This is a genomic window from Caproiciproducens sp. NJN-50 (genome assembly GCF_004103755.1).
In the GTDB taxonomy this organism is placed as follows: Bacteria; Bacillota; Clostridia; order Oscillospirales; family Acutalibacteraceae; genus Caproicibacter.
On record NZ_CP035283.1, the window covers coordinates 1 to 22,178 of the forward strand.

A 22,178-nucleotide genomic window follows, 5' to 3' on the forward strand; every position below is an offset into this window, starting at 1 on the left:
ATGGAATCGTTCACCGAGGTTTGGAACCTCGTCTGCGAGTACTGCAAAAGTAAAATAACGGAAATCGCATTTTCCACCTGGATCAGCAGGATTGAGCCCGTCACGCTCGATTTTACCGACGGGGTCGCGGTTCTGAGGGTGCCGAACGAACTGCACCGCCAGACGGTTCTCCATTATTATAACGCAATTCTGGAAGAAGCATTCAGGCAAATTTTCAGCCGCGAGATCCAGATCCGCGTCTGTGTCCCCGGAGAAATGGAAAGCGACGCAAAAAAGGAGGAACTGGCTGAGAACGAGGACAACTATGAATTCACCTTCGACACCTACATTGTGGGGCCGTCGAACAAATTCGCGCACGCGGCCTCCATGGCGGTCGCCAGCAAACCGGCCAGCCTGTACAATCCTCTTTTCATCTATGGAAACTCGGGTCTTGGAAAAACGCATCTGCTCTACGCGATCCGCAATGAGATCGGCAACACCAACCCCGCCATGAAGATCGTCTACATCAAAGGGGACGAATTCACCAACGAGCTGATTGAGGCCATCCGCCGGGGCACGACCGGCGAATTTCATCAGCGCTACCGGAAAGCGGACGTGCTTCTTGTAGACGACATCCAGTTTATCGCGGGCAAAGATTCCACGCAGGAAGAATTTTTTCACACCTTCAATACGCTTTACGAGGCGAAAAAACAGATCGTCCTGACCTCCGACCGGCCTCCGAAGGATATCAAGACTCTGGAGGAACGCCTTCTGACCCGGTTCGAATGGGGCCTGACCGCCGATATTCAGCCGCCGGATTTTGAAACGCGGATTGCCATTATTAAAAGAAAAGCGGAATTGCTGAAGATCACCCTGCCGGACAACGTCGTGGAATACATTGCGAACCGGCTGAAAAACAACATCCGCCAGCTGGAAGGCGCCGTCAAAAAAATGAAGGCGTACTCCCTTCTAAATGGGGAAACCATGAACATACAGACGGCTCAGGCCGCCATCAGCGACATCATCAACAACGACCAGCCCACCCCCTTCACCGTCGAGAAAATCATCGACGAAGTCGCGCGTACATTCGGGACAACCGGCGACGACATCCGTTCCTCCAAACGCAGCGCAAACATTTCCGGCGCCAGGCAGATGGCCATGTACGTCGTGCGGGAAATCACGCAGATGCCTATGACCTCAATCGGAAAGGAATTCGGAGGGCGTGACCACTCCACCGTCGTCTACGCAATCCAGCAGGTCGAGAAAAATATTTCCCGCGACGCTAAAATAAAGGCGACGGCAGAGGATATCATCAAAAACATCCGGGACCGTTGAATCGTGAAGAACCGATTCAACATTCCACAAAGCGGAGGAAAACTGTTCTTTTCCAAATTCAAAGTCCCTTCCGGATTTTAAACTTCTTTTCAACATTTCCCACAGAGTTTTCAACAGCATGTTAAATCCTCAAAAAAAATACATACTGTTAACAAATTTCCAACAGAAGAAAAAGAAAAACAAAAAGCTGAAAAAACCAGTATCCATGCGGATTTTCCAATAATTTCAACTTTTCAGCGCATACTACTCCTATTACTGAAAAAATCCATTTCTATCCATTCATATAAGGAAATGAGCGGTGAGATCATGAAAATAACCTGCGACAAGCAAAAGCTGAACGAAGCCGTGTTGAATATCCAAAGGGCGGTCTCCTCCAAATCTTCCATCCCTGCCCTGGAAGGAATTCTGATCCAGGCCAAGGACAACACCGTACAGCTCTGCGGCTACGATCTGGAGCTTGGCATCACAACTTACTTTGACTGCAATACCGAAGAAAACGGAAGCATCGTCCTGAGCGCCAGACTCCTCAGCGAAATCGTCCGCCGCCTCCCGGCGGCAACCGTCACCATCATGACGGATGAAAAACAAATGACAACCATCCAAAGCGGAGAAACCGAATACTCCATCGTCGGAATCCCCGCTCAGGAATACCCCGAACTCCCGGCCGTCGGCGGAGAAAACACCTTGAAAGTACAAAGCGGCATCCTGCGTAGCATGATTCGCCAAACCCTGTTCGCCGTGGCGGAAAACGACGCGAAACCAATCCACACCGGAACTCTGTTCGAACTGGAAACCGACTGCCTCCGGCTCGTTTCCGTCGACGGTTACCGGCTCGCCATCAGGGAAGAACCGATCAAATGCGAATCAAAAACAAATTTCGTCGTTCCGGGCAAGACACTCGGAGAAGTTTTAAAACTGCTTGGCGACGACGACAACGAAGTGGAACTTCAAATCGGCAGGCGCCACATTTTGTTCAGCATTCAAAACTACACAGTCATTTCACGGCTCCTGGAAGGCGAATTTCTCGATTATCGCGCCGCGGTGCCAAACGAATGCTCAACGGAGCTGAAGGTCTCGACGCAAAGTTTCATCAGCAGCGTGGAACGTGTTTCCCTTCTGATCACCGACCGGCTGAAAAGCCCGGTGCGGTGCATATTCGAAGAAAATGAGATCCGCGTTTCCTGCTCGACGGCAATCGGCCGCGCGAACGACAAACTCGATGCACAGATCACAGGCAGTTCGCTGGAAATGGGATTTAACAACCGCTTTCTTCTCGACGCGCTGCGCAACACGGAATGCGACGAGGTCCGTGTCCAGCTGAACGGACCTCTCAGTCCCATGCGGATTCTCCCCCGGGAAGGGAATGCGTTTTTGTTTCTCGTGCTTCCAGTCCGCCTGAAAAATACCGGAGAATGAAGGCTCGATAGGATGAAAGAAGAAAAGATCATCATACGGACGGAATTTATCCGGCTCGACTCTTTTCTAAAGCTGGCGGGAGCCTTTGAAACCGGCGGGCAGGCCAAATACGCCGTTCAAAGCGGTCAGGTGCTGGTAAACGGAGAGGTCTGCACCATGCGCGGGAAAAAAATGAGGCCCGGTGACCGCGCCCAGGTCGGGCAATCCGTTTATGAGGTATGCTCCCCGTGAAAGTTCAGCGGCTCTCATGGAAGAATTTCCGAAATCTCCCGGCCGGCGAATTTGATCCCTGCGGCGAAGTCAATGTGATTTTTGGGCAAAACGCGCAGGGAAAAACCAATCTCCTGGAAGCGATGTGGCTTTTTACCGGAGAGCGGTCTTTCCGCTCTGCGAAGGATGCCGAGCTGGTCCTCCGAGAAGAACCGTCGGCCCGGCTGAAGATGGATTTTTACAGTGAAGGGCGGGAGCAGACCGCGCAGATCACGGTGGCGGACGGCCGCCGCTCTGCGGAACTCAACGGTGTGCCGAAGGGAGCGTGTTCCGCCCTGACCGGAAAATTCTGTGCGGTCGTTTTTTCACCGGAACATCTTGCGCTGGTCCGCGGCGGCCCGGCCCTGCGCAGAAGCTTCGTCGATTCCGCTCTCTGCCAGATAAAACCGGGCTATGTGTCGCTTCTTTCCGGTTACAACCGCACGCTGTTCCAGCGCAATGCGCTGCTGAAAGATATTCCGCGCCACGCGGAGCTGATGGATACTCTGTCCATCTGGGACGACAGGCTCTGTCAGTTTGGGGAAAGGATCGTTCGCCAGAGGACGGCGTATCTCGACGCACTCGCCTCCCCCGCCGCCGGGTTCTATTCCGGAATCAGCGCGGACCGGGAAACCTTGTCGCTCCGCTATCTCAAAAGCGCGGATGATCTTCGGCAGACGCTCTCCGACAGCCGACGGGAAGACCTTTTGAACGGGCACACCGGAGCCGGTCCCCACAGGGACGACGTTGAAATTACCGTCGACGGGATGAGCGCGCGGGCCTACGCCTCTCAGGGACAGAAGCGCAGCGCCGTTCTCGCGCTGAAGCTGGCGGAGGCGGAACTGCTCAACCGCATGAACGGTGAAAGGCCGGTTGTTTTTCTCGACGATGTCATGAGCGAACTGGACTCTCAGCGGCAGGATTATCTTCTGAACCACCTTTCGGAATTTCAGGTTTTTCTGACATGCTGTGAACCCGGCGCGGCGCGGCTGATGAAAAGCGGAGCTCTGTTTCAGATGGAAAACGGCGTGCTTTCCGTCCGGCAACCGCTCTGAGACCGATCATTTTTCCAATGGGAAAGGAATCACGCCATGTATCTTCATTTAGGACAGGACACCGTAGTTCTCATGAAAAATATCATCGGAATTTTTGACATGGAGACATCGACGATTTCCAGAACAACGCGCGACACGCTCGCGGCGGCGCAGAAATCCGGAAATGTTGTGAATGTTTCGATGGAAATGCCGAAATCCTTCGTCCTTTGCAGAGAAGGGAATAAAACGACGTTCTATATTACGCAGATTTCATCTTCAACGCTGCTAAAACGAACCGGATTCACCGATGAAATTTCAAATCTTTAAAAAGGAGTCCACATGAAGAAGTTTCGAAAACCGCGCTGTCCTCACTGCGGGGATAAAATAGGTCTCGCAAACGCCTGGGTTTTGAAAACCCAGGGCGAATATCTCTGTCCCAAGTGCGGCGGTGTCTCTAATATCGTGCTGGACAGGCTTCTCTATTTGTTCGCGTTTCTCGCCATATTGGTCAGCGGCGTTTTTTTTACATTGGGGTTTGTCGGACTGCTGCCGCTGGATATCTGGCTGATTCTGTTGGTTCTGCTTCCGTTTCTGCTGTTTTATCTGATGTCTGTTTTTCTTGTGCGCCTGAGGAAACCCGCCGTGCGGAAACGTCCGGCTCCCCCCGGCACAGTCCACAAGCCGGACAGAAGAACGGGCGCCGCCGCGCATTGGCGCTAGAAAGAAGAAACCGAAATGCTGAAACTTCCCCTGTGCCCCTATTGCGGCGCGAGATTTCTCTATCCGGAGGTCAAAAAGTCGCGGAATAAAAAAAGCGGGGTCTGCCCGAACTGCGGTAAGACCTTCCGTATTTACAGCCGGACCGGCCGGGCTGTTTTGTACGCCCTATCCTCGTTTTTTTTGGTCGGGCTCGATTTTTTTCTGCTGACGATTCCCGCCATGAATTTGACGTTTCTTCTGGCAGTGACCGCGGCGGGGGTAGCGGGAATCAGGCTTCTGAATCCCTATACCGTCCGATACGGGCCGGATGCGTAGCGCCTTTTTCGCGTCTGCGGCGAACGTGGCTGAGAAATAAGGACGGCTGCCGTGCGTTAGAAAATTTTAAATGATACGATTTGTAGATCAACTGGAGGGTTCAACTTGGAGTTTGGCAAGGTCACACAGACGAACAGCGAATACGACGAAAGTGAAATACAGGTTCTGGAAGGACTGGAAGCCGTCCGGAAACGCCCCGGCATGTATATCGGCTCCACCGGGCCGCGCGGACTGCATCATCTGGTTTACGAGATTGTGGACAACGCGATCGACGAAGCTCTCGCGGGCTACTGCGACAAAATCGAAGTGGGAATCCTTCCCGGAGACGTGATCTGTGTCACCGATAATGGGCGCGGCATTCCTGTCGGCATCCATCACCAGGTCGGCATCCCGACCGTCACAGTTGTCTACACTATGCTGCACGCGGGCGGAAAATTCGGAGGAGGAGGATACAAGGTCTCCGGCGGGCTGCACGGCGTCGGCGCGAGCGTCGTCAACGCGCTTTCCGAGTGGCTGGAAGTTGAAGTTTTCAAGGACGGGGTCGTCTATTTTCAGCGGTTTGAGCGGGGAAAACCGGTCACGGAGCTGGAGCAGCGGGGAAAAACAGATAAAGTCGGCACTCGCGTCCGCTTTCAGGCGGACCCTGAAATTTTCAGGGAAACCACGGCTTATGATTATGAAACGCTGCAGACCCGGCTGAGGGAACAGGCGTTTTTAAACGCGGGGGTCCGCATTGTCCTGGCGGATGAACGGAACCCGGAGAACCGCCGCGAAGACGATTTTCACTACGAGGGCGGAATCAGCAGCTTTGTCGAATACATCAACAAAAAAAAAGCGGTCGAGGTCATCCATCCGGACGTCATTTATTTTTCCGCGATCGCGCCGGATGAATCCGCGACGGCGGAAGTCGCCATGCAGTACAACGATTCTTACAACGAGCTGATGCTTTCGTTCGCGAACGATATCCACACGACCGACGGCGGTACGCACGAGGACGGCTTCCGCCGCGCCCTGACGCGCGTGATGAACGATTACGGACGGAAATTCAATATTTTAAAAGAGAGCGACAAGAACCTTTCCGGCGATGACTTCCGCGAAGGGCTTACCGTCATTATCAGCGTCAAGCTGCGGGAAGCTCAGTTCGAGGGCCAGACCAAGGCGCGCCTTGGCAACACCGAGATCGGGACGCTGGTCAACTCGATGGTTTCGGAAAAGCTGTCGGTTTATCTGGAAGAGAATCCCGCCGCGGCGCGCGCGATTTTCGACAAGGCGATGGCGGCTTCCCACGCGCGAGAAGCTGCGCGGAAGGCGCGCGACATGGTGCGGCGCAAGTCCGCGCTGGAGAACGCTTCCCTTCCCGGCAAACTGGCCGACTGCCAGAGCCGGAACCCGGATGAAACCGAGATCTACATCGTCGAAGGCGATTCGGCGGGCGGTTCCGCGAAGGGAGGGCGCGACCGCCGGTATCAGGCGATTCTTCCCCTTTGGGGAAAGATGCTGAATGTGGAAAAAGCCAGGCTAGACAAAGTTTACGGCAACGAAAAGCTGATGCCGATCGTCACCGCGCTCGGCTGCGGCATCGGTGAGGAATTCGACCTGAACAAACTGCGCTACGGCAAAATCATCATCATGGCCGATGCCGATGTCGACGGTTCCCACATCCGCACACTGCTTTTGACGTTCTTTTTCCGGTTTATGAAGCCGCTGGTGGAAGAGGGCCATGTCTACCTTGCGCAGCCGCCGCTTTACCGCCTGACCAAAACAAAAAAGCACTATTATGCCTACACGGACAAAGAACGCGACCAGCTGATGAAGGAATTCATCTCCGGATATGATATTCAGCGGTATAAAGGCCTGGGCGAAATGGACCCGGAACAGCTTTGGGAGACCACGATGAATCCGGAAACCCGGATGATGCTGCGTGTGGAGGTGGAGGACGCAGCCGCCGCGGATGAGGCGTTCACCATCCTGATGGGCGATAAGGTTGAGCCGCGCCGGGAATTTATCGAGCAGAACGCGAAATATGTACAGAACCTCGATGTCTGAGCAGGGCCGCGGGATTTCCCGCGCGGCGTGTCCCCTGTCAGGGGAATGCTGCGAAGCGGCAAAGGGTGCGGCCGCCCACAGCGAGAGCCGCGCCGGAAATTTATCGAGCAGAACGCAAAATATGTACAGAACCTCGATGTATGACACAAAGGTTCACGCAAGCTAAATGTGTGGATACGCGGAGCGTTGAAACGGCGGATGCCGCAGATGCCGCGATATCTGACAAAGTTTGCGGAAGCGCTGCGGTATTGTAAATTCTGAAGAGAAGATGAAATTTTTAGATTGATGCGTCCGACATGATATGTGAAACAGCGGATGTGCAGAAGGAGTTTAACAGAGATGACCAGCCGTTCTACTGAAAACGAAAAAAATTCCAAACCTCCGGAACCGGAAGATTCCGGACCTCCTCAGCCGGATTTTCAGGAATCCAAGCTGGTGCCGGATGAGAGCGAAGCCTATGAGGAACAGCAGACCGGAATCGAGCTTTCCTATGTTTTGAAGAAAGAGGAAGTCTATGAATGTCTGAGATACTCCAGCCGTCTGCACAGAAATCGAAAGACCTTCGTTCTGGCAATGTCCGGCTCGGCGGCTTTGGCGGTCCTCTTTCTGGCCGCCGGCGCCTTTACATACCGCGGTTTCTACTATTTCTGCGCGGCTCTGTGCGCGGCTGTTATCATTGTGCTCGGAGTTTTTCCTTACAGAAAAAACGTGCTCCGGGCGCGGGAGGCCGCAGACGGGAATACGGTCCGAATGACGGTTTATCCGGATCGGATCGAGGTTGACCAAGAGGGCGGACTGTGGGAGATTCCGATGGACGGAACCGCCGGATTTGTACAGATCAAGGATCTTTTTGTGCTGTATGCGGCGGAAAAGATGCTGATGATCCCCGTGCGCTGCATCAAACCCCGCATTCTGCCGGACGTTCAGGCCATGATCGTGGCGGGAACCAGACCGAAGAAGCTGAAATTGTAAACAGGCGGCGCACGCTGAGCGCCGGACGCAACAAAATTGCAGGAGGAAGCCCCTGAAATGGATGAAATAGAAGAAAATAACAGAATTGTCAATGTGGACCTTGAAAAGGAAATGAAGAAATCGTTTCTCGATTATTCCATGTCCGTCATTGTTTCCCGCGCTCTTCCGGATGTGCGCGACGGGCTCAAGCCGGTCCACAGAAGAATCCTCTACACCATGTTTCAAAACGGCCTGATGCCGGACCGGGCTTACCGGAAGTGCGCCGATACCGTCGGCTCCGTTTTGGGCAGCTACCACCCGCACGGCGACGCTTCGGTCTACGACGCGCTGGTCCGCCTGGCGCAGGATTTTTCCATGCGCTATATGCTGGTGGACGGCCACGGCAACTTCGGCTCCGTCGACGGGGACCCGCCCGCGGCTTACCGTTACACCGAAGCGCGCATGAGCAAGATCGCGCTGGAAATGCTTCAGGATATCGACAAGGAAACCGTCGATTTCCAGCCGAACTACGACGACCGCCTGAAAGAACCCGTCGTTTTGCCGAGCCATTTTCCGAATCTTCTGGTCAACGGCTCGACCGGCATCGCCGTCGGCATGGCGACCAACATCCCGCCGCACAACATGCGGGAGGTCATCGACGGCGTCTGCACCCTGATCGACAACCGCGGCGCGACGCTGGACGACCTGATGCAGAGCATCAAGGGCCCGGATTTCCCGACCGGCGGCATCATCATGGGCCGCAGCGGGATCCGCGCCGCCTATGGCACGGGCCGGGGCCGGATCATCGTGCGCGCCCGCGCGGAGATCGAGGAGGAAAAGAACGGCCGTTTCAACATCATCGTGACCGAACTGCCCTACCAGGTCAACAAGGCGAGGCTGATCGAATCCATCGCCGACCTGGTGAAGGAGAAGCGGATCGAGGGCATTTCCAATATCGAGGACCATTCCGACCGCGAGGGAATGCATATCGTCGTCACGGTCAAGCGCGACGCTTCCCCACAGATTGTTTTGAATCAGCTTTATTCCTTCACACAGATGCAGTCCACGTTCGGCGTGAACATGCTCGCGATCGTCGACGGCGAGCCGAAGACGCTGACGCTTCGGGAGCTGCTGCTCGAATACCTGAAATTCCAGGAGGACGTTGTCCGCAGGCGCACGCAGTTCGACCTGAGAAAGGCACAGGAGCGCGCCCATATTCTGGAGGGCCTCAAAATCGCGGTCGACAACATCGACGAGGTCATCCACATCATCCGATCCTCCAAAGCCATTCCGGAAGCGCGCGCCCGCCTGACCGAGCGCTTCGGCCTCGACGACGTGCAGACGCAGGCCATCGTTCAGATGCCGCTCGGCCGCCTGACCGGGCTCGAACGGCAGAAGCTGGAGGACGAGCTTGCCGCCCTGCTGGTTAAAATCACCGATTACGAGGATATTCTCGCACATGAGGAGCGCGTGCTCGCCATCGTCCGGGAGGAAGCCACCGCCGTGCGCGACAAATTCGGCGACGAGCGCCGCACGGAAATCGCGGCGGTCACGGGCGAGGTCGATATCGAGGACCTGATCCCCGATGAGGAATGCATGCTGACCATGACCAGCTTCGGCTATGTCAAGCGCCAGAAGACGGACATCTACCGCACGCAGCGGCGCGGCGGCCGCGGCGTTTCCGGCATGACGCGGCGCGAGGAAGACGCGGCGACGGATATGTTCGTGATCGGTTCGCACGATTATGTGATGTTCTTTACAAACCTCGGGCGCGTCTACCGCCTGAAATGCTATGAGATTCCGGAGGGAGCGAGAACCTCCAAGGGAATCAATATCGCGAACCTGCTGCCCATCGCGCAGGAGGAAAAGGTCACCTCGATGATCCGCGTGCCGGAATTCGACGAGGAGAGCTTCCTCGTCATGGTGACGAGGAACGGGATCATCAAGCGCACGGCGCTTTCCGCCTACGATACCGCGCGCAAGGGCGGCGTCATCGCGATCGACCTGGACGAGGGGGACGAGCTTTCCTGGGTCCGCATGACGAGCGGCGGGGACGATCTTCTTGTCGCGACAAAACAGGGCATGGCGATCCGGTTCAATGAGCAGGACGCCCGCGCCATGGGCCGCGCGACCCGCGGCGTCAAGGCGATTTCGCTCTCGGAGGGCGACTGCGTCGTCGGCATGGTGGTGCTGGTTCCAGGCACGCTGGTGCTGACGGTTTCCGAAACCGGATTCGGCCGCCTGTCCCCGGAAAGCGATTACCGGTCCCAGTTCCGCGGCGGCAAAGGGCTGCTGAACTACCACACGGAGCACTACGGAGATGTGGCGGCGATCCAATCGGCCGGCCTCAGCGACGATGTCATTCTGATTTCCTCCGACGGGATCATCATCCGCATTCTCGCGGAGTCGATCCGCCAGTGCCAGCGCCCGAGCAAGGGCGTCCTGCTGATGCGCCTGACCGAGGACAGCCGCGTCGTCACGGTGGCCTGCACCGCGCACGACGACGAGGAGGAAGCGGAAGAAGCTCTGGACGACGGAAGCGCGGACGAGGGTTCCGACGACGCTTCGGAGGAATCGGAAGAAGAGGGACAACCGGAAAACGGTCCGGAAGAGGAAAAATAAAGGAGGACCGCAGATGAAACACAATCTGCCCGTATCCATTTTCGCGGGGGCATTGGCGCTGGCTGTCCTGCTGCCGGGCTGCTCCCTGTTCCACAAATCCCAGCAGACTTCCGCGACGCCGGAAAGCTCGCCGTCTTCCCTGTCATCTTTCCCGGCTTCCTCCCTGCCCGATTCGTCGAGCGAAGACCCGGTCTCCGGGCACGTCGTAACACCCAACGAGCCGGCGGATTCCCAGCCGGGACGCGTGCTGACCATCACGACCGACAGCGAGGCGTTCAACCAGAAATTCGCGGGCAACCCGGTCGACAAAGCCTATATCAAAGAGTCGGACCAGGCTGTTTCCACCGTCGACATGGTCAACGTATCGCGGAAATACGCCGGGCTGTGGCAGAAAGAAATCGACCATGCGTGGAGCGGGCTTCAAAAGAAAATGAGCGCGGATTCCAGCGGCAAGCCCGCCGAGCTGAAAGCGGAACAGCAGAAGTGGGAGGACGGGAAAGACGCCGCGCTGAAAAAGATCACCAGCAGCGCTCTCTCCGCGGGAGGCAGCATGGCGGAGGTCAACGCGGCTTCTCAGGAGATGGACTTTTACCGCAGCCGCGCGGCGCAGCTCTACCGCGAGCTTTACAATTACGATAAAAATTATTCCTACGCTTTTACAGGCTGAGCGGCGTATCGCTGCATCTACGCCCCGCCGTTCAGAAAGGCAAAAATTTGTTTGCTTTGTTTGGCGGGACGGAGGTTTAATACTCCCGAAAGCTGAAGCCGGGAACGCCGTAGGCCCGGACCATCCGGTCAGGACGGCCCGCAGATTGGAACGGCAAAAATCCGCTTGTTTCGTTTTGCGGGACAGAGTGGAAATCCTCCCGGAAGCCAAAGCCGGGAACGCCGTAGGCGCGAAAGACACTGTGTGTCCGGCCTGAGGACAAGCATTTGTACTTTGTATTGTCTTGAAATAATTCAACGTATTGTTATAAAAAAATCGGGAGCGAAGCGCCGTTCAGGCTAAACGCTCCGTTCCCTGTTTTGCCGGCGGAATTTCTCACTGCGCCGGGTATGGTTGGGTTTTCTTTTGTCCGCATTCTTCTCTCACAAAATTCATTCCGCCGGCGGGCGGCGTGACGCCGCACCCAACGGCCCACCGGTCAGCTGACTGTGAAACGGTCGGCTGAGACGGGTGGGACGGAGGGAAGAAACTCCCGGCAAGCGGAAATCGCGTCCGCCGTTGGCACGTTCGTCCAATGGACCGGCGGGTCCGCGCAAGGGCTTTGCCTTTGGGAGATTCCCCAGACCGTCCTGCCAAACGAAGCCGAAACATTTCACTGTTCTGTATGGCAGGCCGTAGATGCAACGGTACGTTGCCCGCAAGGCAACAAAAAGCGCCGGTACGGAATTTGATCATTCCATACACCGGCGCACGCGCAAATACAGGAGGAAAAGGAGGATCGTCCTTCCCCCCTCTGTACAAAAACAGAAAAAGCAAGTATAATAGGTCCTGCAATGCGCGGTGAATTCCGTGGTATATGGAGGTTGGTTCTCCGTATGCAGGAGGCGGGTGCTTTCGACACCTTGCCTCTGCATTGCACTCTTTATTTACCTTGCAAATCTATTATAATCCTATATTTACCAAAATTCAACTAGTAATCTTTATCTTGATATTTTATGTTTAGGTTTAAGGCCCGGTCCTCTTAACCCAAAATTTATCTTAAGGCCGGATTCCTATGGGCCTATGGACCGGTTCCCCTTATCCCAAATCTCATCTAATTTTCTTTCTTTGTGCTCAGGCCGCGCGGGGACGCACAGCGTCTTACTCGCCTACGGCGGATCATGACTAAGGATAGTAGTCAGAAGCAGTCTTGCACTCACCTTTGGTTTTCACTCAGCGAACTCTGAGTGGAAAACATGCATGCAGGCTCAGCCTGCCCGAAAGGAAGCAAAGTACGGGTGGGGGCAGCGTGCCGCTGCATCTACGATTCACGTTCCCGGAGCGGCGAAAAACAGGGAAGCAACGATGCTTTTTCAGCCGTGTATGCCGTAGGCGCGTCCGGACCGGATGGTCCCCCTAACACCCCCCGGGAGCCGTCAAAAAGATTTTTTCTGTTCTTCTAACAACAGCTTTTCATGGACGACGGGGGCTGAAGAGCCGAAGCCACAGGGTATATAAAAGGAAGCCGAAAATTTTCAGTAAATGATTTTTTCTCACTCAGCTAAAAACCGGGAACGTTCAATGAGAAGAACTCGCCTGATAACAGAACCGTTTTGCATGACAGGTGCCGGGGGGTGTTGGGGGGAACGTTTAGGTGCCCCTCCCGTTGGGAAGTTGAAGTTCTTCGTCTTTGTTTTTCCTGATGCTTCGACCGGGGGACCAAAGTTGAGAGGTCAATTCAACAACTCTGTTTCTTCTTTTCAAGGCCGCGTAGCGTGTAAGACGCTTTGCGTCCGTCTGATTACGAAAGTACGGGCCCGCGCGGCCTGAGCGCAAAGAAAAAGGGATAGAAGAAATTTCGGTTAAGCGGCACTTGCCACAGGTAAAGAAAATAAGAGAAATTTAGTATTAAGAGTCGCCGGGCATCAGGCCCGAAAAAACAGACCCGCGCGGCCTGAGCGCAGAAATAAATAAATTGAACCAGAGTAACGCAGGTCAAAAACGTTTGAAATACATATAGAAATATGATTTTATAAAAATACTGTTTGTAAGGCTGGTACAAAATGAAACTGACCGAAAAGACACTGGATCAAAACTACATTTACCGCGGCAAAATCCTGGATCTCCATGTGGACAAAGCGGAGCTGATCAGCGGGCGCGTCGTAACGCGCGAATGTGTCGACCACCGAGGCGGCGTGAGCGTCGCGGCCCTGACGGATCAAAATGAAATGCTGTTTGTCCGACAGTACCGCTACCCCTACCATGAGGTGGTTCTGGAGGCCCCTGCCGGGAAGCTCGAAAAAGGAGAGGACCCTTTCGAGGCCGCAAAGCGCGAGCAGCGCGAGGAAACCGGGACAACCGGCAGGAACTACCTGGATCTCGGCAGGATGTACCCCTCCCCCGGCTACACCAACGAGGTGATCCACCTTTACGCCTGCCGCATCGAATCCAGCGGGGACCTGAGCCTCGACGAAGGGGAGTTTCTGGAAGTCAAAAAAATTCCTTTGAAGAAAGCCGCACAAATGGTGCTGGACGGCGAGATTCCGGACGCAAAAACCCAGGTGCTGATTTTGAAGACCATTCAAATGGTGAAAAACGGAAAAATATGATACAATATGTATTATAATTTTAGATATTGACGATAAGTTTATTTTCACATCGATCATTCGAAAGGTTTTCAACATTTTTTTCGCTTTCTGTTGAAAAAAATGCGGGAATTTCCGCCGGAAATCAAAAGGCCCGCCCTCCGCGTGACGCGAAAGGCAGGTCTGTGCCGCAGGCGCATTCCGGATAAAATGTCCGTTCAGCCGATCTGGTTCATCACAAGGCCAGTGATCAGCTTTGGATAAAAATAGGTGGATTTCTGAGGCATCTTTTCCCCTGCCGCGGCCACGTCGCGGATTTCCCGCACGCGCGTCGGGTTCAGGAGGAACGCGCACCGGCTTTCGCCTTTTTGCACGGAGGCGACGGCCTCCTCCATCGAGCGGGTGTAGGCGAGGTTTTTCTGGTTTGCCATGTTTTCCCGGTCGATGCCAAGCAGACGCTCCAGAATCAGCGAGTGCAGAACGGAGACGTCAAGCCCGCGGTATGCCTCGCTTTTTTCCGGCAGAAGCTCCGCCATGACGGAATTGTCCTTCAGGATCAGCAGGGTCCACTCCTCCCCGCCGCAGTAACAGGCGAACGCTTTTTTTCCCTGCCGGTACAGCGCGTCGAGGTTTGCGGAGATTTCGCCGAGCGGAGAACGCGGAATCACGTCGAAATAGGCTTTGCAGGCAGAAAGGAGGCGCTCCGCGCTGAATTCCGTCAGGCCGCGCACCATGCGGTGAGTCGGGAATACGACCAGCCCGTCGTTTTCCATGTCGACCAGCATCATCATGACATAGTCTTCGCCTCCGGCCGCTTCGCCCTGTCCGCGGAGGGCGTTGCGGTAGTTGAGGGCGGTTTCGTAGCGGTGATGTCCGTCCGCGATATAGAGCTTCCGGTCCGCGAAGTCTTCGCAGACCGCCCGGATGGCGACGGGATCGTTGACCAGCCACATCCGGTGGGTCACGCCGGCGCCGTCGCGGAACTCGTAGCGCGGCTCCCCGGAGGAAAGCGCGTCGATCCGGCCGCGGGTGGTTTGACTTTCGTCATTGTAAAGCGAATAGATCTGGCTGAAGTTGCAGCCCGTCGCGCTCATCAGGTTGAAACGGTCCTGTTTTGCCTTGGAAAGGGTTTCCTCGTGCGGAAGGATGATCCCCTTTGAAAATTCCTCCAGCCTGACAAGACAGACGATCCCCTTGATCTTTTTGGTTTGTCCATAGGCCGTGAATTCCTCTTCGTAAAGATACAGGCCGGGGTCGGTGTCGCGGCGGAGAATCCCGTCTGAAATCCAGCTTTTCAGGGTCTGTCCCGCCTCGGCGTAGGGGTCTTCCCCCTCCCTCGGCAGCTCCAGGCGGATGACGTTGTAGGGATTTTCCAGGAGAAGCGCCCGGCGTTCCTCCTCGCTGATGATGTCGTAGGGCGGGCAGGTCAGGGAGGAAACAGCGCCCGCTTTGTCCGCGAAGCGCAGGGCGCGGAAAGGTTTGATTTCAGCCATTGCAAAGTCTCCTTGCCATTTTATTTTTTATCGCATTACGACCGTTTTTGACAGCATACCACAGCGTCTTTCTTACCTATGGCGATCCCGGCTTTCGTTTTCGGGAGTTTCCGGTCTCTGTCCCGCCCGCCTCAATCGGCTTTTTACCGACTGCCGGCTGGCGGCCGGCCTGACCGGATGGTCCGTGCCTATGGCGATCCCGGCTTTCGTTTTCGGGAGTTTCCGGCCTCTGTCCCGCCCGTCTCAGCCGGCTTTTTACCGACTGCCGGCTGGTGCCGGCCTGACCGGATGGTCCGTGCCTATGGCGATCCCGGCTTTCGTTTTCGGGAGTTTCCGGTCTCTGTTCCGCCCGTCTCAGCCGGCTTTTTACCGACTGCCGGCTGGCGGGCCGGCCCGACCGGATGGTCCGGTAAGCTATAATGGGGCACATGCGAGTTACGCGCTGAAAATCAGATGCGTTCCAAGTCGTGGACGCCGTAGGCGCGAAGATGCAGCGGTACGCTGCCGGTATGCTGTTATTATACCGGAACGCCGTTTTGATGTCAAAGACGGAATGTTTATAAAAAAACAAGGAATAATTTAAAAAATGTTTACATTTCTCTAATTTCAGATTGCTAGAATGAAAAAGTACGTTTGATATGATGCAACAGGAGGGACATAATGATGATTGAGGTTCAAAACCTCACGAAACGCTACGGGGAGAACATAGCCCTGAGCAACATCAGTTTTTCCGTCGGGGAGAACACCGTCATCGGTTTTCTCGGCCCGAACGGCGCCGGAAAGTCGACGGCCATGAATATCATCACCGGTTACCTTTCCGCCAGCTCCGGCTCGGTCAAGGTGGGCGGGTTCGACACGGTGGACCAGCCGAACGAGGCAAAAAAGCTGATCGGCTACCTGCCGGAGATGCCGCCGCTTTATCCGGACATGACGGTAAGGGAATACCTGAATTTCGTCTATGAGCTGAAAAAAGTGACCCTGCCCCGGGAAAAGCACCTCCGTGAAATTTGCGCGCTGGTGAAAATTCTGGATGTCAGCAAGCGGCTGATCGGCAACCTTTCGAAAGGCTACCGGCAGCGCGTCGGCCTTGCCCAGGCCCTGATCGGAAACCCTCCTGTTCTGATACTGGACGAGCCGACCGTCGGACTGGACCCCAAGCAGATCATCGAAGTGAGGAACCTCATCAAGGGCCTCGGAAAGAACCACACTGTCATCCTCAGCTCTCACATCCTTCCGGAGATCCAGGCGGTCGCGGACCGCATTCTCGTCGTGAACCGCGGCAAGCTAGTCGCGGACGGAACGCCGTTTGAGCTGGAGCACAGCATGTCGGCGGAGCACCATCTTTCAGTCCGCATGGAAGGGGCGTCCGGGGAGATTGAGAAAGCCCTGAACGGCATGAAATTTGTGGAGGGCGTCCGGAATTTCGGCGAAAAGGAACCGGGCGTGTGGGAATATGAGATCTCAGTCAAGGAAGGCGAAGACCTGCGCAGGCCGCTGTTCGCGCTGGCGGCAAAGCGGAACTGGCCGGTGCTTTCCATGACGAGCTCCGACCTGTCGCTGGAGGACGTGTTCCTGCGGCTGACCGGCTCGGCCTATTTACAGGATAATCTGACGAAAGGCGGGGATGCGCAGTGAAGGCAATTGCAAAGAAGGAACTCAAATCTTATTTTCTGTCCCCCATCGGGTATGTGTTTGTCGGGGTCATTCTGCTCCTGTTCGGCTTTTATTACTATCAGGTGCTGCGCATCGGCTCTTCGTCCTATATCCCGCAGGTCTATTCGACGCTGTTCATCTGGAGCATGATGCTTCTGCCGATTCTGACCATGCGCAGCTTCAGCGACGAGATGCGCAACCACACGGACCAGGGATTGCTCACCGCGCCGGTCGGGGTGGGGGCCATCGTGTTCGGCAAATTTCTCGCCGCGTTCCTCGTGTTTGCCATTGCGATGCTGCTGAGCCTGATTCCAGTCGTGATCATCTCGTTTTTCGCCTCGCCGGACTGGGCGACCATCCTGGGGACCGTTTTCGGTTCGCTTCTGTACGGCGCGGCCATGATCGCGATCGGGATTTTTATTTCCTCGCTGACGCAGAGCCAGATTGTCGCGGCGGTCGCGACGTTCGGCGTTTCGATTTTTCTTCTGGTCATCAACCAGATGAGCAGTCTGGTCGCCAATACTTTTTTTTCCAGTCTGATTACGGGGATTTCGTTTGACAGCCGGTACCAGCCGTTTGCCAAAGGGATTTTAAATCTTTCGAGCATCGTGTTCTTTCTCAGCGTCATCGCGGTTTTCTGGTTTCTCACCGCGCGCAAGCTGGAAAGCAAAAGATGGGGTTAAGGGGGAGTTATTGAGATGAATCAGGAAAAAGACCCGCGCACGGGCGCGCTTCTCCCGGAGGAAGAAACCCCCGAAGGGAACACGAAGGCCGAAGGCGAACAGGCCGGGACCGAAAACCGGGAGGAAACCGCCGCGCCGCAGGGTGAAGAACAGGCCGCCGGGCAGAAGCCGGAGGCGGAGGAAAAAGCGGATGGCCCGGCGGAAGAATCAAAGAAAGAAAAGAAAAAGGCGGGAAAACCCAGGAAAGGCCATTCTGAATTCATGAAAAGCAGCAAATTCCGGCACGGCTCCATTTCCACGGCGTTCACGGCCGGGTTTCTCGTCGTGGTCGTTCTGGTCAATATCCTGGTCGGCATTCTCGGCCAGCGCTTCCCGTCCGTCAATTTGGACCTGACCAAGACCGGCTCGAACTCCCTTTCCGCCGAAGGGCTGAAAGTGGTGGATAAAGTGGATCTTCCGACCAATATCACGATCTGCGCAACACAGCAGCAGGTGGAGGGCGACCAGATCTATTCCGACCAGGGGATCCAGTACAGCCAGGTCGGCAGCCTCCTTTCAAAAATCGCGGAGCGCAACTCAAAAATCACGGTCCAGTATGTGGACCTCGATAAAAATCCGACCTTTGCCGCGGAATACCAGAGCGACAGTATCGCGGCCGGCGACGTGATCGTGAAAACGGACAAACGCTATCGGATTCTGGCCTACACCGATCTTTTCAATATCCAGTACTCCAGCGACTACACCTCTTCCCAGGTGTACTCCAATGTGGAGGGCGCGCTGGTCTCCGCGCTGAACGCGGTCATTTCCGACAAGCTGCCGACCGTGGCCTTCGACACGGGGCATTCGGAAAAGCAGGACATGTCCGCTTTTAAAAAGCTGCTGGACAACAACAGTTTTGAGACCAAGGATTTCAGCCTCCTGACAGACAAGATTCCGGACAATACGCAGATGATCGTTCTCGGCGAACCGGCCAAGGATTATACGGACGACGAGATCAAAAAGCTCTCCGATTTCCTCGGCAGCAAGACCCTTGCGGGGGACCGTTCCCTGATGGTGACGTTCGCGCCGAGCCAGGCGGAGATGCCGAAGCTTGCCACTTTCCTGGAGGAATGGGGAATCCAGGTCCCCGCTTCCGTGATTGTGGAATCGGATCAGTCGAAGTTCATTTCAAGCAATCCGATCTACATTCTTTCAGATATTCAAAGCAGTCTGCAGCTGAAACCGTCGAGCGACGGCAGTTCCCCGGACTACGGATATTTCATCACGCCGCAATCCAGCCCGGTCAAGCTGCTGTTTGAAACAAAGGGCGGCAAGACGACTTACCCGCTCGCGAAAAGCTCCGATTCCTGCTATCTGGTGGACAACAGCACGAAATCGACCGACAATCTGCCGAAGCAGTCCAGCAACACGGCCGCCCTTTCTCAGGAAACGGTAAAAAACGGCGATAAGGACTACAACGCCAGCGTGATCGCAATCGGCAGCTCCGCGCTCTTTACGGACGGCATCATCAATTCCAGCGCGTTCGGCAACGGCACCTACATGGTCGATCTTGCCAAATACGCGACGGGAACCTCCGATTCCTCTTCCGAAGTCCAGATCACCGCGAAGCCGCTGAACGCGACGGATATCACGGCGACGGCCCAGGTCAGCACCTTCCTCGGGCTCGGCGTATTCATGTTTCTGATTCCTCTGATCATCGTCGTCCTCGGCATCTGGGTCTATCATAAGAGGAGGCATCTGTAAGCATGAGGAGCAACATCAGAAACTTGATCATTGTCGCGGTCTGCATCGTCGTCCTCGGCGGCGCCCTCCTTACCCTGAAACTGACCGGAAACGACAAGGCGGCCTCCTCTTCCGCCTCATCCACGGCCAGCATCGAGCTTGTGTCGAAAAAAAGTGAAGATGTTGTTTCCATGAACGTGGTAAACGAAAAGGGAAGTTACACTCTCATCCCTGTCAAGACGCCGGCGGCGTCCGGAGCTTCTTCGGCTTCATCGGGAGATTCCGGGCCGGCCTACACCGTCAAGGAGCTCGGCGGCTGCCCGATCAATACCTCCGCGACGGAATCCGTCGTGAAAAACGGATTCAGCCTGGTCGCGAGCAAGAACCTCGGCACGGTCAGCAATCTGGAGGAGTTTGGACTGAAAGATCCGCAGGCGACCGTGAAGGTCCAGTTCCGGGACGGCAGCAGCTATGATTATAAGATCGGCAAGACGTCGGCCACGGATTCCTCCGCCTATTACATGTGCGGGCTGAATTCCGAAAATGTCTATATCGTCTCGGTCGATCAGGGGCTGCTGGAGGACGCGGGCTATTTCGTCAGCAAGGATATTCTCGCCATCACGAACTCCTCGGGGGAAAACAACTTCACCAAAATCGCGCTGAGCGGCGCGAACTACCCGCAGCCCGTCGCGTTTTCCGTTTATAAGACCGACCTGAGGATCTCTTCCCCTTCGGCTTACACCGCGGATTCCACCAAGCTTTCCAGTCTGAAAAGCGCTCTTGCCAGCCTGACGGCCGATTCGGTGGAAGCCGTCAATCCGGACGCGGCGGCGCTGAAAAAGTACGGGTTCGACAGCCCGACGGCGGTTGCGCAGTTTTCGGTCAACGGAGCGAATTATACCATCACCGCGGGGGCGAAAGACGGGGACGGCTATTATGTGATGCTGGGCGGGATCAACGTGGTTTACAAAGCCGCCTCTTCCGGCATCGAGGCCTGGGCGCTGCAGAGCCTGTATGATCTGAGAAGCAAAACGATCCTGGCGCCGGACGTTGAAACGGTCAAGTCACTGACGGTCACCGTGGGGAGCAGCAAAAATGTTCTGAACCTCACGCGGGCCAAGGACGAAAAGCAGTCCACCGAAGACACGACGTACTATACGTATAAAGTGACGGGCAACGCCGGAAAATCGCTGGATTACGACACGAATTACAAGAATTTCTTTACGAAGCTGACCGGTGTCTCCATTTTGCAGGAAGCGTCGGAAAAGCCGGCCGGCAGCCCGGTGCTGACGGTGCAGTACCAGTATTTCGACGGTTCCAGCGCGGATACCGTTGAATTCTACCAAAGCGGCAACCGCCGCTACACCGCCGTTTTAAACGGGCAGGTGTTCGGTATTGTCGCACAGGATGATATTGACGCGGTGACCGAAGATATTGCTGCGCTGGAGAACGGCAAGGCCGTCGGCTGAGAATTCATATGAAAGAGGACGGGCGAATCGCCCGTCCTCTTTCATGATTTTTTCGGTTTCGCTTGAAACGCCGCTGACCGGATGCTACAATCGGAGCAGAGAAACGAATGGGAAAGGAAATGAGATTTTCATTGAAAAAGAGCCGCCTCCTTCCGATCGTTTTCGGCAGTGCCGTGATGATCGCCGCCTGCTGCGCGGTTGCCGCCGCAAACGGAAGTTTTCCGTGGAACGCAATGAAATGGCAAACGGATTCGGGCGAGGCCGTCGAGGCGTATGTCAACGGGGAGCCGATCCTGAAAAAAACGCTTGACAAAGCGATTGGCGACACGAGAAAAATGGAAGAAATAACGGCGCGTCTTTTTCCGTCGAAACAAAAATCTTCAAAGAGTGAATCAGAGGTTCTAGACGACCTGATCAAAGCAAAAGTGCTGGAGCAGGAAGCGGAAAAAGAGGGAATCACCGTCACGGACAGGGACGCGCTGGATTCCCTGCGCGCGACGGACCGACAGATTCAGGACCTGATGGAAAACGGGTCGGAGGAGGAAAAGAAAAATGCGAAGGAGTCGTGGGATACACTGACTTCCGTCGCTTCCGCCCTCCATGAAAGCATGGACCAATATGAAAAGAATGCCGTGCCGACGGAGCGCAATATCCTGATCCAAAACAGGCTTTATCAAAAATACGTTGCCGGACATTCCAGCATGACCGAGACAAAACAGGAGATGTGGGACGGCCATGTTGCCGAACTGATGAAAAAAGCGGATGTGAAGCACAGGGACAGTCCCTAAAATGGATTTGGCGGAGGTTGAACCGATGAGTTTGTCATTTCATCTGACATCCCTTTATGTTTGCGTAAAAGATATGGAACGGGCGATCCGTTTTTATGAAATCCTGTTGGGGCAAAAGGTGACGAAAAAAGATCCGGTTTACAGTGTGTTTGACATCAACGGCTTCCGGTATGGATTATTTGCCAACGAAAAAAGGAACGAACAGCACAGTTGGGGAAACAGCTGTCTGCCCAGTCTGGAGGTAACCGACATGGATTTGGCTTTGAAAAGGCTGGAAGAGCTGCATTGCCCGATTGTCTTTGCACCGACGGTCATCGGAAAAAATCAAGTTCTGGAATTTCTGGACAGCGAGGGGAATCAGGTTGAGCTCACTTGTCCGTTTAACTAAAAAAGAAATAGAAAAAGCCGGCGTCCCTTGACAGGGATACCGGCTCATGTTATACTTTTATTTAGCACAATAATACATACTAAT

At 55.1% G+C, this 22,178-nt stretch carries 19 protein-coding genes; 18 read left to right on the forward strand and 1 reads right to left on the reverse strand.

Annotated features, from left to right (window positions below; genetic code table 11):
• The 12 genes from dnaA to EQM14_RS00060 all read left to right on the forward strand — a co-directional run bounded on the left by dnaA (position 1) and on the right by EQM14_RS00060 (position 13,922).
• Entirely contained in the window at positions 1–1,314 is a 1,314-nt protein-coding gene (gene dnaA, locus EQM14_RS00005) for a chromosomal replication initiator protein DnaA (RefSeq protein ID WP_128741023.1), read from the forward strand.
• 306 nt (positions 1,315–1,620) lie between these two features.
• The gene (dnaN, locus tag EQM14_RS00010) at positions 1,621–2,730 is read left to right on the forward strand and encodes a DNA polymerase III subunit beta (RefSeq protein ID WP_128741024.1); all 1,110 of its coding nucleotides are present in this window, start codon (positions 1,621–1,623) and stop codon (positions 2,728–2,730) included.
• A gap of 12 nt (positions 2,731–2,742) precedes the next feature.
• Positions 2,743–2,961: an RNA-binding S4 domain-containing protein gene (locus EQM14_RS00015; protein ID WP_128741025.1), complete on the forward strand. Its 219-nt coding sequence runs from the start codon at positions 2,743–2,745 to the stop codon at positions 2,959–2,961.
• Positions 2,958–4,034, forward strand: coding sequence for a DNA replication/repair protein RecF (gene recF / locus EQM14_RS00020; protein ID WP_128741026.1), 1,077 nt, complete (start codon positions 2,958–2,960; stop codon positions 4,032–4,034). The genes EQM14_RS00015 and recF overlap by 4 nt, the downstream gene beginning before the upstream one ends.
• 36 nt (positions 4,035–4,070) lie before the next feature.
• Positions 4,071–4,340 (forward strand): extracellular matrix regulator RemB, encoded by a 270-nt coding sequence (gene remB, locus EQM14_RS00025; RefSeq protein WP_128741027.1) that lies wholly within the window; start codon positions 4,071–4,073, stop codon positions 4,338–4,340.
• A gap of 12 nt (positions 4,341–4,352) precedes the next feature.
• Positions 4,353–4,733 (forward strand): hypothetical protein, encoded by a 381-nt coding sequence (locus EQM14_RS00030; RefSeq protein WP_128741028.1) that lies wholly within the window; start codon positions 4,353–4,355, stop codon positions 4,731–4,733.
• 15 nt (positions 4,734–4,748) lie between these two features.
• The gene (locus EQM14_RS00035) at positions 4,749–5,048 is read left to right on the forward strand and encodes a hypothetical protein (RefSeq protein WP_128741029.1); all 300 of its coding nucleotides are present in this window, start codon (positions 4,749–4,751) and stop codon (positions 5,046–5,048) included.
• Positions 5,049–5,153: 105 nt separating this feature from the next.
• The gene (gene gyrB / locus EQM14_RS00040) at positions 5,154–7,094 is read left to right on the forward strand and encodes a DNA topoisomerase (ATP-hydrolyzing) subunit B (protein WP_128741030.1); all 1,941 of its coding nucleotides are present in this window, start codon (positions 5,154–5,156) and stop codon (positions 7,092–7,094) included.
• Positions 7,095–7,433: 339 nt separating this feature from the next.
• Positions 7,434–8,066: a hypothetical protein gene (locus EQM14_RS00045; protein WP_128741031.1), complete on the forward strand. Its 633-nt coding sequence runs from the start codon at positions 7,434–7,436 to the stop codon at positions 8,064–8,066.
• A gap of 57 nt (positions 8,067–8,123) precedes the next feature.
• Positions 8,124–10,667 (forward strand): DNA gyrase subunit A, encoded by a 2,544-nt coding sequence (gyrA, locus tag EQM14_RS00050; RefSeq protein WP_128741032.1) that lies wholly within the window; start codon positions 8,124–8,126, stop codon positions 10,665–10,667.
• A gap of 13 nt (positions 10,668–10,680) precedes the next feature.
• Positions 10,681–11,334 carry a lysozyme inhibitor LprI family protein gene (locus tag EQM14_RS00055; RefSeq protein ID WP_128741033.1) on the forward strand — a complete coding sequence of 218 codons (654 nt, stop codon included), beginning with the start codon at positions 10,681–10,683 and terminating at the stop codon, positions 11,332–11,334.
• Between the two features lie 2,042 nt (positions 11,335–13,376).
• Positions 13,377–13,922, forward strand: a complete 546-nt coding sequence (locus tag EQM14_RS00060) for an NUDIX hydrolase (protein WP_128741034.1) — start codon at positions 13,377–13,379, stop codon at positions 13,920–13,922.
• Positions 13,923–14,116: 194 nt separating this feature from the next.
• On the opposite strand, the gene EQM14_RS00065 is transcribed toward EQM14_RS00060, so the two are convergent.
• Positions 14,117–15,391 (reverse strand): DUF1015 domain-containing protein, encoded by a 1,275-nt coding sequence (locus tag EQM14_RS00065; RefSeq protein WP_128741035.1) that lies wholly within the window; start codon positions 15,389–15,391, stop codon positions 14,117–14,119.
• A 660-nt stretch (positions 15,392–16,051) separates the two neighbouring features.
• Here EQM14_RS00065 and EQM14_RS00070 point away from each other — a divergent pair.
• The 6 genes from EQM14_RS00070 (at position 16,052) to EQM14_RS00095 (ending at position 22,094) form a co-directional block, all read left to right on the forward strand.
• On the forward strand, positions 16,052–17,026 hold the full coding sequence (locus EQM14_RS00070) for an ABC transporter ATP-binding protein (protein WP_243112564.1): 975 nt from the start codon (positions 16,052–16,054) through the stop codon (positions 17,024–17,026).
• Positions 17,023–17,727: an ABC transporter permease gene (locus tag EQM14_RS00075; RefSeq protein ID WP_128741036.1), complete on the forward strand. Its 705-nt coding sequence runs from the start codon at positions 17,023–17,025 to the stop codon at positions 17,725–17,727. The genes EQM14_RS00070 and EQM14_RS00075 overlap by 4 nt, the downstream gene beginning before the upstream one ends.
• Positions 17,728–17,742: 15 nt before the next feature.
• A complete protein-coding gene (locus EQM14_RS00080) occupies positions 17,743–19,470 on the forward strand; it encodes a Gldg family protein (protein ID WP_128741037.1) in 1,728 nt (575 codons plus the stop codon).
• A 2-nt stretch (positions 19,471–19,472) separates the two neighbouring features.
• Positions 19,473–20,918, forward strand: coding sequence for a DUF4340 domain-containing protein (locus EQM14_RS00085; RefSeq protein WP_128741038.1), 1,446 nt, complete (start codon positions 19,473–19,475; stop codon positions 20,916–20,918).
• Positions 20,919–21,025: 107 nt separating this feature from the next.
• Positions 21,026–21,706, forward strand: a complete 681-nt coding sequence (locus EQM14_RS00090; RefSeq protein WP_128741039.1) for a SurA N-terminal domain-containing protein — start codon at positions 21,026–21,028, stop codon at positions 21,704–21,706.
• Between the two features lie 25 nt (positions 21,707–21,731).
• A complete protein-coding gene (locus EQM14_RS00095) occupies positions 21,732–22,094 on the forward strand; it encodes a VOC family protein (protein WP_128741040.1) in 363 nt (120 codons plus the stop codon).
• Positions 22,095–22,178 lie beyond the last annotated feature (84 nt).

What these genes read in the sequence shown, in the direction of transcription:
- dnaA (WP_128741023.1), top strand. Translation starts at nt 1, where the DNA reads ATGGAATCGTTCACCGAGGTTTGGAACCTCGTCTGCGAGTACTGCAAA.
- dnaN (WP_128741024.1), top strand. Translation starts at nt 1,621, where the DNA reads ATGAAAATAACCTGCGACAAGCAAAAGCTGAACGAAGCCGTGTTGAAT.
- EQM14_RS00015 (WP_128741025.1), top strand. Translation starts at nt 2,743, where the DNA reads ATGAAAGAAGAAAAGATCATCATACGGACGGAATTTATCCGGCTCGAC.
- remB (WP_128741027.1), top strand. Translation starts at nt 4,071, where the DNA reads ATGTATCTTCATTTAGGACAGGACACCGTAGTTCTCATGAAAAATATC.
- EQM14_RS00030 (WP_128741028.1), top strand. Translation starts at nt 4,353, where the DNA reads ATGAAGAAGTTTCGAAAACCGCGCTGTCCTCACTGCGGGGATAAAATA.
- EQM14_RS00035 (WP_128741029.1), top strand. Translation starts at nt 4,749, where the DNA reads ATGCTGAAACTTCCCCTGTGCCCCTATTGCGGCGCGAGATTTCTCTAT.
- EQM14_RS00045 (WP_128741031.1), top strand. Translation starts at nt 7,434, where the DNA reads ATGACCAGCCGTTCTACTGAAAACGAAAAAAATTCCAAACCTCCGGAA.
- gyrA (WP_128741032.1), top strand. Translation starts at nt 8,124, where the DNA reads ATGGATGAAATAGAAGAAAATAACAGAATTGTCAATGTGGACCTTGAA.
- EQM14_RS00055 (WP_128741033.1), top strand. Translation starts at nt 10,681, where the DNA reads ATGAAACACAATCTGCCCGTATCCATTTTCGCGGGGGCATTGGCGCTG.
- EQM14_RS00060 (WP_128741034.1), top strand. Translation starts at nt 13,377, where the DNA reads ATGAAACTGACCGAAAAGACACTGGATCAAAACTACATTTACCGCGGC.
- EQM14_RS00065 (WP_128741035.1), bottom strand. Translation starts at nt 15,391, where the DNA reads ATGGCTGAAATCAAACCTTTCCGCGCCCTGCGCTTCGCGGACAAAGCG.
- EQM14_RS00070 (WP_243112564.1), top strand. Translation starts at nt 16,052, where the DNA reads ATGATGATTGAGGTTCAAAACCTCACGAAACGCTACGGGGAGAACATA.
- EQM14_RS00080 (WP_128741037.1), top strand. Translation starts at nt 17,743, where the DNA reads ATGAATCAGGAAAAAGACCCGCGCACGGGCGCGCTTCTCCCGGAGGAA.
- EQM14_RS00085 (WP_128741038.1), top strand. Translation starts at nt 19,473, where the DNA reads ATGAGGAGCAACATCAGAAACTTGATCATTGTCGCGGTCTGCATCGTC.
- EQM14_RS00090 (WP_128741039.1), top strand. Translation starts at nt 21,026, where the DNA reads ATGGGAAAGGAAATGAGATTTTCATTGAAAAAGAGCCGCCTCCTTCCG.
- EQM14_RS00095 (WP_128741040.1), top strand. Translation starts at nt 21,732, where the DNA reads ATGAGTTTGTCATTTCATCTGACATCCCTTTATGTTTGCGTAAAAGAT.